Annotated in this window: 9 protein-coding genes; 3 read left to right on the top strand and 6 right to left on the bottom strand. The window is 64.8% G+C overall.

All coding sequences use genetic code 11. The features are described from left to right. Positions 1-4 precede the first annotated feature (4 nt). From ACVMIH_RS29450 to ACVMIH_RS29430, 5 genes are all read right to left on the bottom strand, one after another. Entirely contained in the window at positions 5-1222 is a 1218-nt protein-coding gene (locus ACVMIH_RS29450; protein ID WP_028337305.1) for a substrate-binding protein, read from the bottom strand. Between the two features lie 4 nt (positions 1223-1226). Next, positions 1227-2084, bottom strand: coding sequence for a branched-chain amino acid ABC transporter permease (locus tag ACVMIH_RS29445; RefSeq protein ID WP_028337306.1), 858 nt, complete (start codon positions 2082-2084; stop codon positions 1227-1229). A gap of 54 nt (positions 2085-2138) precedes the next feature. Further along, positions 2139-3653 carry an amidase gene (locus ACVMIH_RS29440; RefSeq protein WP_057015636.1) on the bottom strand — a complete coding sequence of 505 codons (1515 nt, stop codon included), beginning with the start codon at positions 3651-3653 and terminating at the stop codon, positions 2139-2141. A gap of 164 nt (positions 3654-3817) precedes the next feature. Then, a complete protein-coding gene (locus ACVMIH_RS29435) occupies positions 3818-5002 on the bottom strand; it encodes a substrate-binding domain-containing protein (protein WP_456866579.1) in 1185 nt (394 codons plus the stop codon). 79 nt (positions 5003-5081) lie between these two features. Further along, on the bottom strand, positions 5082-6263 hold the full coding sequence (locus ACVMIH_RS29430) for a substrate-binding domain-containing protein (protein WP_456864314.1): 1182 nt from the start codon (positions 6261-6263) through the stop codon (positions 5082-5084). Between the two features lie 178 nt (positions 6264-6441). Here ACVMIH_RS29430 and ACVMIH_RS29425 point away from each other — a divergent pair, with 178 nt between their 5' ends. Both ACVMIH_RS29425 and ACVMIH_RS29420 read left to right on the top strand, forming a co-directional pair. Further along, positions 6442-6885 (top strand): MarR family winged helix-turn-helix transcriptional regulator, encoded by a 444-nt coding sequence (locus tag ACVMIH_RS29425; RefSeq protein ID WP_016847408.1) that lies wholly within the window; start codon positions 6442-6444, stop codon positions 6883-6885. A 165-nt stretch (positions 6886-7050) separates the two neighbouring features. After that, entirely contained in the window at positions 7051-7485 is a 435-nt protein-coding gene (locus ACVMIH_RS29420) for a VOC family protein (RefSeq protein ID WP_168858585.1), read from the top strand. A gap of 55 nt (positions 7486-7540) precedes the next feature. On the opposite strand, the gene secA is transcribed toward ACVMIH_RS29420, so the two are convergent. After that, positions 7541-10405 (bottom strand): preprotein translocase subunit SecA, encoded by a 2865-nt coding sequence (gene secA, locus ACVMIH_RS29415; RefSeq protein ID WP_253588264.1) that lies wholly within the window; start codon positions 10403-10405, stop codon positions 7541-7543. 392 nt (positions 10406-10797) lie between these two features. Between secA and ACVMIH_RS29410 the strand changes: the two genes are divergently transcribed. Then, entirely contained in the window at positions 10798-11724 is a 927-nt protein-coding gene (locus tag ACVMIH_RS29410) for a peptidylprolyl isomerase (protein WP_076824733.1), read from the top strand. The last annotated feature ends 334 nt before the right edge of the window (positions 11725-12058 follow it).

Here is a 12058-nt window from a genome sequence, read left to right as displayed (position 1 = left end):
TCGCTCAGCATTCCTTGGGATCAACGAGACCGTCGCTGCGCGCGACGATCTCATAGTTCCCGCCTTTGGCAACAGCGGTGTACATCTTCATCTTGCAGTGACGCTTGCCCGGCACCATCTCCGCCGGTCCGCCCGGCCCTTCGGCGATCTTGGCGTGGTCGAGCGCGGCCGCAACGGAGTCGCGGTCGACCTTGCCGGCCTCCTTGACCGCCGCCTCCCACAGCTTGAGGCCGCGATAGGTTCCGGTGGCGGCGCTGCCGGCCGCGAACAGGAAGTTGCCGGGGAAATCCTTCTCATAGGCTGCCTGGAGCTTGGCGTCGAACGGATCCTCCTTGGTCAGCACCTTGAAATAGTCGAGGCAGCTCGCAAGGCCCTCGATCTCGTTGGCCTGATTGATGTTGAGCGTGTTCTCGTCATAGTAGACGCAGGCGAGCCGCCCGCCGTTCTTGAGGAAGCCGGCTTCATAAAGCTGCTTGAAGAACGGGCCGACGCCGGGCGGGATCACGGTGTTGAACACGACGTCGACCTTGTTGGAGATGACGCGGTTCACGGTGGCCGAGAAGTCGACCTGGTCGAGCGGGTAGTATTCCTCGAACACCACCTCGCCGCCGTTCGATTCGATCACCTTGCGGGCGTAGACGTTGAGCGTGTGCGGCCAGACATAGTTGGCGCTCGGCAGCGCGAACTTCTTGCCGCCGTTCTTGATCAGCCAGGGAATGAAGGTGTCGCACTGCTGCGCCGGGGTCGGTCCGGTGCAGAACAGATAGGGCGTGCACTCCTTGCCTTCGTAGAGCTGCGGATAGATGTAGAGCGTCTTGCCGCGCGCCACGATCGGATCCTTGATCGCATTGCGCATCGACGAGGTGATTCCGCCGAGCACCATGTCGACCTTGTCGCGCTGGATCAGCTTGCGGACATTGCCGACCGCGACCGATTCGTTCGAGGCAGTGTCCTCGATGTAGAGCTCGAGCGGCCGGCCGAGCAGGCCGCCGCCGGCGTTGATCTCCTTGATCACCATCTTGGCGACGTTGGCGTCGGCGTTGCCGGCATAGGCGATCGGGCCGGTCAGGTCGGTCGCGATGCCGACCTTGATCGGTCCCTCCGCTGCGTTGGCCCAGTCGGGCCTGACCACCCAGCTGCCGACCCCGGTCGCGAGCGCGCCGGTCGCGAACGCGAAATTGCTCATGAAGCGGCGGCGCGTGAGATTGGTGCGATCGAACATCTGACTAAACCCCTTTTCCCGATATGAGGCCCTGCGGGCGGAATTTGATGAAGGCAATGGCGAGCACGAAGACCAGGACGTCGGCGACGACAGGAGACATCACCCAAGGCAGCGCCGCGCTGAGCGTGCCGATCACACCGGCGCCGGCGACCGGACCGATGAAGGAGCCGACCCCGCCGACCATCACGGCGACGAAGCCCTGGATCAGGAAGCGGATGCCGAGATCGGCGAACAGGCTGAACACCGGCACAATCAGCGCGCCGGCAAGTCCGGCCAGCGCCGCGCCGAACGCGAAGGTTGCCCCGTAGATCAGGGGCGTCGAGATGCCCGACGCGCGCGCCAGCGCCGGATTCTCCAGCGTGGCGCGGACCCGAAGCCCGAACGAGGTGCGCGCCAGCAAGAGATAGCAGCCGCCCATCACCAGCAGCGTGATCACGATGATGGTGAAGCGCCAGGCCGAGATGTGGACGGAGCCGAGGTCGATCGAACCGCCGATCGGCTCCGGCACCGTGAGATAGAAGCCGCCGATCAGGCCGCGCACGCTCTCGCGGATGATCAGGCCGAGCGCATAGGTGCCGAGCATCGCCACGATCGGCGCGGCGTAGAACCGCCTGATGATCAGCGCCTCCAGCACGAAGCCGATCGCGCCGACCACGAAGGGCGCCGCGACCATGCCGGCCCAGACCGGCGCGCCGTGGGCGTAGGCCAGATAGGTGACATAGGCCCCGAGCAGGACGAACTCGCCCTGCGCGAAGTTGAAGATGCCCATCATGCTGGCGATGATGCCGAGCCCGAGCACCACCAGCACGATGATCGCGCCGAAGCTCACGATCTCGAACGCCGCGGCAAAAGTGCTAGCCATGTCGTTCGATCCGGCGTTCGATCCATCCAGCCTGCGTCTGCAACAAGCGGCGCCTCACATCTTCTTCCAGTCGCCGGCCTGCTCGAAGGCGTGCGCGGCGCGGTAGATGGTGGATTCCTCGAACATCCGGCCGACCAGCATCAACCCGACCGGCAGGCCGTCGACCATGCCGCAGGGCAGCGACATCGCCGGGTGGTGGGTGATGTCGAACGGCGCGGTGTTGGTGATCATCTCGAGCGCACGGGCGACATAGTCCTCGCGGCTGGCATTGGCCGCCGGCAGCGCCGGCGCCTTCATCGGCGTGGTCGGCAGCAGCAGCAAGTCGTAATCCTTGAACGCCTTGTCATAGGCCGCGGTGAGGCGGCGGGAGATGTTGAGCGCCTTGCCGTAGAAGCGCGGACCGAAATTGTTGTTGATGTAGGTGCCGAGCATCATGAACAGCTTGGTGGTCTCCGACAGCGAGTCCGCCTGGCGGCGCCAGCCGCGATGGAAGTCCATCAGCGAGGTCGAATAGAGGTCGGGCCGGCTGAGGCCGTAGCCGTCGCCGAACATCATGGTCTGGGTCAGGCCTTCGGTGCCGATCGGGGTCCAGATCGCGGGGCCGACCATGTGCATCGGGATCGACACGGTGTCGACCGACGCGCCGAGATCCTTGAAGCGCTTGGCCGCCTCGCGCACGCTTTCATTGACCGCGGCTTCCGCGGTCGGCTGCTCGAAGCCTTCCTTGAGGATGCCGATCTTCATGCCCTTGACGCCCTTGCCCAGCGCCTTGGTGTAATCCTCGACCTTGGGCGCCTTGATGCGCGGATCGTAGCCGTCGTCGCCGGCGATCACCTCGAGCAGCAGCGCGTTGTCCTCCACCGTTGCGGTCATCGGTCCTGTGTGGTCGACGAAGATCTCGATCGGCATGATGCCGGTATAGGGCACGAGGCCCCAGGTCGGCTTCATGCCGTAGGTGCCGCAGAACGAGGACGGCATGCGGATCGAGCCGCCCTGGTCGCCGCCGATCGCCATGTCGACCTCGCCGAGCGCGACCACGACGCCGGAGCCCGACGACGAGCCGCCGGCCGAATAGCCCATCTTGTGCGGATTGTGCACCGCTCCGTAAGAGTTGGTGTGGCTGCCGCCGGACAGGCAGAAGTGCTCGCAATGGGTCTTGCCGGCGATCTCGGCGCCGGCATCGAGCATCCGCGTGACGATGGTGGCGTCGAAATCGGGGATATAGCCTTCCAGCGTCGACGAGCCGTTCGTCATCGGCACGCCGGCCAGCATGATGTTGTCCTTCAGCGCCACCGTCTTGCCCTTGAGCTTGCCGGACGCCGCGCCCTTCACGGTCGACTTGTAGTACCAGGCGTTGCGCGGGTTCTCCTCTGGAGCCGGGCGATAGCCGGGCGTGCGCGGATATTTCACCGCGGGCAGTTCGTCCGGCATCGCGGCGATCACGTTGTAGGCGTCGATCGAGCCCTGCATCAGGCCGCGGAACGAGGCCACATCCTCATCGGTCAGTGACAGGCCGCACTGCTCGGCGACGGCACGAAGTTGCGTTGGCGTGGGAAGGACGACGGTCACGGCGCTCTCCTGATAGTTTTGATCTTTGGATTTGATCCCTCGACGCAGGGCGCAGCGGCGCGTTGCCCGCGCGAACCGCTCACCCAGTTGCTGTATTGAAAACGGAAATATTTTCCTTTTCAAGCATTATTTCGCAAGACCTTCCGGCGACGCTGTCGCACTGCTCAGATCGGCTTGATCACCCTGAAGTCGAGACCGTCGGCTTCGGCAAGATACATCGGCATCCTGGCATGGCCGCTGCGCACCGTGACCGGACCGCGCGGGCCGCGATAGACGAGGTTGTCCGCCGCCGCGAGCAGCGGCCGCATGTCCAGCGTGCCGGCGCGCTTGGCGGCGGCCTCGAGCAGGCAGAACCCTTCATAGGCGGACTCGCTGCACGAGCCGACCGGCGGCGCGAACGCACCGAACATCGCGCGATAGCGGTCCCTGAAATCGTCGCCTTCGCGTGAGCCGACGGAGGGGAAATAGCCGGAGGCGCAGTAAAGGTTCTCGGTCTTGTCGGCGCCGATGCCGAGCAGCGCCGTCTCGTCGAAACAGCCGGCAAAGCGCAGCGTGGTGGCGGCAAGGCCGGCATCGGCGAAGGCGCGGTTGAAGGTCACGCTATCGGTGCCGATCAGCGAGATCAGCACGACATCGGGTTTCGCGGCGCGGATGCGTTCCAGCTGCGCCTCGTGATTATCCTCGCCGACCGGCACGAACTCCTCGCCGACCACGAGCCCGCCGGTCTCCTTGATGTAACGCTTCACCGCGCGGTGCGACTGCCATGGCCAGACATAGTCGCTGCCGATCAGGTACCAGCGCGAGGCGCGCTTCGCCTCGGCCAGCCAGTGGATCGACGGCCGGTTCTGCCAGCGCGGCGTCTCGCCGATCGCGATGACGCCGGGCGTCCGCTCGCCGCCCTCATAGACCGGCGTGTAGATGTAGGGGATCTTGCTGCGGGTGATCAGGCCGCGCAGCGCGACGCGCACCGCGCTGGTGTGCATGCCCATGATGAGATCGACATCGTCGGACGCGATCGCCTGCTCGACGCGATCGAGCACGTCCTCGATCGGTCCGCCGGCGTCATAGACCGAGAACTCGACCTCGCGGCCGAGGATGCCGCCGCGCCGGTTGATGTCGGCGACGGCGAGCTGTGCACTCGAGGTCGCGGCCGGTCCCCACATCCCGGGCGAACCGGTGCAGCAGACGAAGCCGGCGATCCGCAGCCGGCTGCGCGCACCGCGCGGACCGAAACCGTCCCGATCCATCGGGGAAAATACCCGATCGGACCGCGCAGACGTCAGGTTCCGGAACAACAGGGATGGCGGGCATGGAAGGCCGCCATACCTGTTGCTCGAGGTTCGGGCCATGACGTAGGGCGTCGAATGCACACCTGCTCCTGTCTGGCACCGGCAAGCCGCGCGGCGAGCGCGGCATCGCCCGGTCCATCTAGATCGTCCTGATCACATTGAAGTCGAGACCGTCGGCCTCGGCAAGATAGATCGGCATCTCGGCGCGGCCGTCGCGAAGGGTGACGGTGCCGCGGGCGCCGCTGTAGACGAGGTTGTGCGCTGCGGCGGACAATGGTCCGATCGACAGCGAGCGCGCCTGATTGGCCGCCGCCTCGAGAAAGCGCATCCCCTCATAATTGGACTGCCCGACCGAGCCGATCGGCGGCGCATGTGCCCCGAACATCGCGCGGTAGCTGGTCCGGAAGTCGTCATTGGCGCACGAATCGATGCAGCCGAAATAGCCGGAGGCGCAGAACAGGTTTTGGGTCGAGTCGGGGCCGATGCCGAGCATCACGGTCTCATCCATCGCGCCGGCGTAACGCAGCGTGGTCGCGGCAAGCCCGGCCTCGGCGAAGGCACGGTTGAAGGTGATGCTGTCGGTGCCGATCAGGGTGATCAGCACGACATCTGGCCGTGCTGCGCGAATCCGCGCCAGATGCGGCTCGTGATTGTCCTCGCCGAGCGGGACAAATTCCTCGCCGACGACGTGGCCGCCGGCCTCCTTGATGTAGCGCTTCACCGCGCGATGCGACTGCCAGGGCCAGACATAATCGCTGCCGATCAGGTACCAGCGCTGGGCCTTCTTGACCTCGGTGAGCCAGTGGATCGCCGGCCGGCTTTCCGCGCGCGGCGTCTCGCCGATCGCCATCACGCCGGGCGTCCGCTCGCCGCCCTCATAGACCGGCGTGTAGACATAGGGGATGCGGCCGGCTGTGACCTTGCGCAGCGCGAGGCGCACCGCCGAGATATGCGAGCCCATGATCACGTCGATCTCGTCGAACGCGATCGCCCGCTCGGCGCGGCGCACCACCTCCTCGATCGGGCCGCCGGCGTCGTACATCGACAATTCGACCTCGCGGCCGCGGATGCCGCCGCGGCGGTTGATCTCGGCGACCGCGAGCATGACGCTGTTGGCGGAGATCGGCCCCCAGATCCCGGGCGCGCCCGAGAAGGTGATGAAATTGCCGATTCTAAGCTTGCTGTCGGTGCCGCCGCGGCGCGAGGACCCCGGCTTGACGGTCAAAGCGAGATCGGCCGCGCAGGACGACGGATTTCGAAACAGCAGCGGCGGCGCGACGGGCATGCCGCCATACGCCTGGAAAGAGACCGTCGAGAGCACGCCAACTCCTGTCTGGGAAGCAGTACGCAACGCAGCCAGCGGGCGGTCGCGGCATCCGCCCCTTGGTTGGGGGAATATCCTAGGTGAAAATATTGAATATTCAACAATTGAAGTGCATATAGAAACGGCATCAGTTGCCGGACATTCATTCACCGGGTCAGGAACCAGGTCTCACGCCGTGGCTAAACCGCCGAAAGAAAATTCCCCGATCACCGAACATCTCGCCTACCTGCTGGCGCAAGCCAACCGGGAGATCAACCGGCAGTTGGAGACGCGGCTCGCCAAGGAAGGCGTGCCGGTCGAGCAGTGGCGCATCCTGAAGGTGCTGTCCGACGGCAACGGCCACTCGATGGGCGAGCTTGCGGATGCTGTGCTGCTCAACCATCCGACGCTGACCAAGATGATCGACCGCATGGTGTCGGACGCGCTGGTCTATCGCGTCCAGGATCCCAAGGATCGCCGCAAGGTGCTGATGTTCGTCTCCGACCGCGGCAAGGCGCTGTGCCGGCGGCTCAACTCGCTCGCGGTGAGCCAGGAGGAGCACATCGTCGAGAGCTATGGCGACAAGTCGACCACCGAGCTCAAGCGCCTGCTGGAAAGCCTGATCGGCAGCGCCAATTAAGGCCGCGCCGGCCCGGCGCGCTTCTAACAAGACCATCGAAAAAAGACCGGCAGGAAATGTCGGGATGCCGCGGTTTGGTGCGTCCTTGGGGCGCGCCCTGCGGCGCAGCCTTCGCGCTTGGCCGCGCTGGTCCACCCGATCACTCGCTAGTGAGGATTTCCCGTCATGACTTCGATCACGCCGTTCCTCTGGCTCGACAACAACGTCCGCGACGCAGTCGCCTTCTACCAATCGGTGTTTCCGAACGCCAAGATCGAGACCGTCAGCGATTTCATGGCGAGCTTCGAGCTCGAGGGGCAGCGGTTTCACGCGCTCAATGGCGGGCCGCAGCACAAGTTCAACGAGGCGGTGTCGTTCTTCCTGAGCGTCGAGACCCAGGAGCAGGTGGACTACTTCTGGGAGAAGCTCACCGACGGTGGCCAGGAATCGCGCTGCGGCTGGCTCAAGGACCGCTTCGGCCTGTCCTGGCAGGTGATCCCGACCGCGCTGGGCCGCTATCTCAGCGCCCCCGATCGCAAGGCAGCCGACCGCGCGATGCAGGCGATGCTGAAGATGCAGAAGATCGTGATCGCCGATCTCGACAAGGCCTTCGCCGGCTGAGAGCGATGCGGCTCGACGGGCGGCCAGTCGCCCGCCGCCTCAGCGCGTGCGACGGCTACGCGTACCGGCCGTGGCAGTGCTTGTACTTCTTGCCTGACCCGCAGGGGCAGTCCTCGTTGCGGCCGACCTTGCCCCAGCTCGCCGGATCGTTCGGATCGCGGTCGGTGGCAATCATCCCGGGCGCCAGCGAGGCCTGGGCGTAGGTCGCCTCGGTCAGGCGGGCCTGCGCGAACTCGTCCTCGCCGGTGTTCGGATCGAGCTTGTGCGCCTCCATCAGCGGCAGCGGCTGCGGCGGCTCCTCCGGCGGCACGATCTCGACCCGCATCAGCTGCGCGGTGACCGCCTCGCGCAGATGCGCGCTCATCTCCTGGAACAGGTTGAAGGCCTCGGTCTTGTACTCCTGCAACGGGTCGCGCTGGCCATAGCCGCGCAGGCCGATCACCTGGCGCAGATGGTCGAGCATGATCAGGTGCTCGCGCCAGAGATGGTCCAGCGTCTGCAGCAGGATGGTCTTCTCGACGTAACGCATCACGTCGGGACCCCATTGCGCGACCTTGGCGGCCATGCGCTCGTCGACATGGGTCTCGATGCGCGTCAGCAGCTCCTCGTCGGCGATGCCCTCTTCCTTGGCCCATTCGTCGACCGGCAGATCGACATCGAGCACACGCTTCAGCTCGTCCTTGAGGCCGGCGGTGTCCCACTGCTCGGCATAGGCGTGCTCGGGAATGTATTTGGCGACCACGTCCTCGACGAAGGCATGGCGCATGTCGGTCACGGTCTCGACGACGCTGTCGTCCTTCATCAGGTCGACGCGCTGGTCGAAGATCACCTTGCGCTGGTCGTTCTGGACGTTGTCGAACTTCAGGAGGTTCTTGCGGATGTCGAAGTTGCGCGCCTCGACCTTCTGCTGCGCCTTCTCGAGCGCCTTGTTGATCCAGGGATGGATGATGGCTTCGCCTTCCTGCAGGCCGAGCCGCTGCAGCATGCTGTCGAGCCGGTCGGAGCCGAAGATGCGCATCAGGTCGTCTTCCAGCGACAGGAAGAACTTCGAGCGGCCGGGATCGCCCTGACGGCCGGAACGGCCGCGCAGCTGGTTGTCGATGCGGCGGGATTCGTGACGCTCGGAACCGATGATGTAGAGGCCGCCCGGCTTCTTCACGGTCTTCGCGGGCTTGTTGCCCTTGGCGGGCTCGACCTCGAAATCCTCTTCCGCCTTCAGCACGATCTCGCGGAAGCGCTCGATGTCGGCCTTGATCTGCTCGATCTTCTTGGCCTTCTCGGCCTCATCCGTGATCCCGGCGGTCTCCTGCTGGATCCGCATCTCGAGCGAGCCGCCGAGCTTGATGTCGGTACCGCGGCCGGCCATGTTGGTCGCGATCGTGATCGCGCCCGGTACGCCGGCTTCCGCGACGATATAGGCTTCCTGCTCGTGGAAGCGCGCGTTCAGCACCGCGAACAGCTTTGCCGGCTTGCCGGCGCGCGCGGCGGCATAGAGCTTCTCCATGCCGGATTCGGACGTGAAGTCGATCTGCTTGTAGCCGTGCTTCTTCAGGTACTCGGCCAGCACTTCCGACTTCTCGATCGACGCCGTGCCGACCAGCACCGGCTGCAGCCGCTTGTTGGCGCGCTCGATCTCGGCAAGGATCGCGGCGTATTTCTCGTTCTGGGTGCGGTAGACCTCGTCGTCCTCGTCAAGGCGCGCCACCGGCAGGTTGGTCGGGATCTCAACGACCTCGAGCTTGTAGATGTCGAACAGTTCGTCGGCTTCGGTCAGCGCCGTGCCGGTCATGCCGGACAGCTTCTGGTACATCCGGAAATAGTTCTGGAAGGTGATCGAGGCCAGCGTCTGGTTCTCGGGCTGGACCGTGACGTGCTCCTTGGCTTCCAGCGCCTGGTGCAGGCCTTCCGAATAGCGGCGGCCCTGCATCATGCGGCCGGTGAACTCGTCGATGATGACGACCTCGTCGTCGCGGACGATGTAGTCCTTGTCACGCGTGAACAGCGTGTGCGCGCGCAGCGCCTGGTTGACGTGATGCACGACGGAGACGTTCTCGACGTCGTACAGCGAGTCGCCCTTGAGCTGGCCGGCGTCGCGCAGCAGGTTCTCCAGCTTCTCCATGCCGGCTTCGGTCAGCGTCACCGTGCGCTGCTTCTCGTCGACCTCGTAGTCGTCCTTCTTGGCGAGATTCGGCATGAAGGTGTCGATGGTGTTGTAGAAATCCGAGCGGTCGTCGAGCGGGCCGGAGATGATCAGCGGCGTGCGCGCCTCGTCGATCAGGATCGAGTCCACTTCGTCGACGATCGCGTAATAGTGCTCGCGCTGGACCATGTCCTCCAGGCGGTACTTCATGTTGTCGCGCAGATAGTCGAAGCCGTATTCGTTGTTGGTGCCGTAGGTGATGTCGCAGGCATAAGCGGCCTTGCGCTCGGCGTCGTCGAGGCCGTGCACGATCACGCCGGTGGTCAGCCCCAGGAAGGCATAGATCTGGCCCATCCAGCCGGAGTCGCGGCGGGCGAGGTAGTCGTTGACGGTGACGACGTGGACGCCCTTGCCGGCGAGCGCGTTCAGGTAGACCGCGAGCGTCGCGACCAGCGTCTTGCCTTCGCCGGTCTTCATCTCGGCGATGTCGCCCTCGTGCAGCACCATGCCGCCGATCAGCTGAACGTCGAAATGGCGCTGGCCGAGCGTCCGCTTGGCGGCCTCGCGTACGGTGGCGAAGGCCGGAACCAGGATGTCGTCCAGCGTCTTGCCGCTGGCGAGCTGCTGCTTGAACTCGGCGGTGCGGGCCTTGAGCTGATCGTCCGTCAGTTTGACGAGCTCGGGCTCCAGCGCGTTGATGGCGTTGACGCGGGACTGATACCCCTTGACCCGACGGTCGTTGGCGGAGCCGAAAAACTTGCGGGCGAGCGCGCCGATCATGCGAAATTCCTGTTCTTCGGTCTCGAGTTCGGTCTTCGTTCAGTGTTGGAATTCAACTTGGAATTCAGTCTTGGATTACAGCCTGAGATGGTCCGCCGGATCGCCTATCAACTCAACGTGACGCGCTACGGTTCGAGCCCCGGCCCGGGGGCTCCTCCGCCAATTGAGTGGGAAACAGGCCATCCTGGGTTCAACGGCGAAAAACGCAGCAAAATAAGCGCTCTCGCCGCTGACGCGGTTGGCCAGAGATATGGCCCGGTCGGGGGGTTGTCAACGCTGGCAAGATGTCAAGGAATTCATCATTTTGACAAGACTTTCGCGTTGCCAATGTAACACGATTGGGCGAGTGTCCGCCCCGCTCGAGCTTCCCCCCTTTGAGACAAGGATTTTGCATGACCACCTCGCCCCCGGAAACCAAAACCGGCCTGCGCCTCGGCCTCGCCACCCTGGCCGCGACGGGCTGTCTTGTCGCAGTGCTGGCTGCCGGCCTCCCGGTCCGGGCCGCGGAATCCGATCCGGTGCTGGCGAAGGTCAACGGCTCGGAGATCCACGCCAGCGACGTGGCGCTCGCCGAGGAGGAACTCGGCCAGAGCCTGCAGCAGATGGACCCCTCGACCCGCAAGGACAACGTGCTGTCCTTCCTGATCGACATGAAGATCGTGTCCAAGGCCGCCGAGGACAAGAAGATCGAGAACAATGACGACTTCAAGAAGCGGCTCGCCTTCACCCGCAACCGCCTGTTGATGGACAGCCTGCTTGCCAGCGAGGGCAAGGCCGCGACCACCGACGACGCCATGAAGAAGGTCTATGAGGAGGCCGCCAAGCAGATCACAGGCGAGCAGGAGGTGCACGCCCGCCACATCCTGGTCGAGACCGAGGACGAGGCCAAGGCGATCAAGGCCGAGCTCGACAAGGGCGCCGATTTCGGCGAGCTCGCCAAGAAGAAGTCCAAGGACCCCGGCGCCTCCGACGGCGGCGACCTCGGCTTCTTCACCAAGGAGCAAATGGTGCCGGAATTCTCCGCGGTCGCCTTCTCGCTCGAGCCGGGCAAGATCTCCGATCCGGTCAAGTCGCAGTTCGGCTGGCACATCATCAAGGTCGAGGAAAAGCGCAACCGCAAGGCGCCCGACTTCGAGCAGGTGAAGGCCCAGATCGAGACCTATGTGACCCGCAAGGCCCAGGCCGACTATGTCGCCAAGCTGCGCGAGGCCGCCAAGGTCGAGCGCATGGACAAGCCGGCCGACGCGGCCGCGCCGGCGGATGCCGCCAAGGACGCGCCGAAGCCGGCCGACAACAAGATGGCGCCGGCGAAGAAGTAAGCTTCGCGACGTCAATAGCTTCAATGCGCGATGGCCGGGCATGTCCCGGCCATTTTGCTTTTTACAGCTTCCTCGTAGCCCGGATGAAGCGCAGCGAAATCCGGGGTCTGTTGCCGCGGAGGGACCTGTCCCGGATTGCGCTTCGCTCCATCCGGGCTTCTGTAACGGGCCTTGGTTAGTCAATCCCTTTTCGCGTCATCCACTCGCCGGGCACTTGCTTCTGTACGGGATCGGCGCGAAGGCCGTCGCCTGATGGGGTGCATTGAGGAGCCGGCCGGCCAATCTACGGATTGCGTGGTCGTGAGCCACTTCCCGGATGGCGGCCTGACCGGAT

The sequence above is a fragment of the Bradyrhizobium sp. USDA 4503 genome (genome assembly GCF_054055815.1).
Note: the sequence above shows the minus strand (reverse complement) of the source record. Positions and strands in the feature narration are given on the sequence as shown.

What these genes read in the sequence shown, in the direction of transcription:
- ACVMIH_RS29450 (WP_028337305.1), bottom strand. Translation starts at nt 1,222, where the DNA reads ATGTTCGATCGCACCAATCTCACGCGCCGCCGCTTCATGAGCAATTTC.
- ACVMIH_RS29445 (WP_028337306.1), bottom strand. Translation starts at nt 2,084, where the DNA reads ATGGCTAGCACTTTTGCCGCGGCGTTCGAGATCGTGAGCTTCGGCGCG.
- ACVMIH_RS29435 (WP_456866579.1), bottom strand. Translation starts at nt 5,002, where the DNA reads ATGGCCCGAACCTCGAGCAACAGGTATGGCGGCCTTCCATGCCCGCCA.
- ACVMIH_RS29420 (WP_168858585.1), top strand. Translation starts at nt 7,051, where the DNA reads ATGACTTCGATCACGCCGTTCCTCTGGCTCGACAACAACGTCCGCGAC.
- secA (WP_253588264.1), bottom strand. Translation starts at nt 10,405, where the DNA reads ATGATCGGCGCGCTCGCCCGCAAGTTTTTCGGCTCCGCCAACGACCGT.
- ACVMIH_RS29410 (WP_076824733.1), top strand. Translation starts at nt 10,798, where the DNA reads ATGACCACCTCGCCCCCGGAAACCAAAACCGGCCTGCGCCTCGGCCTC.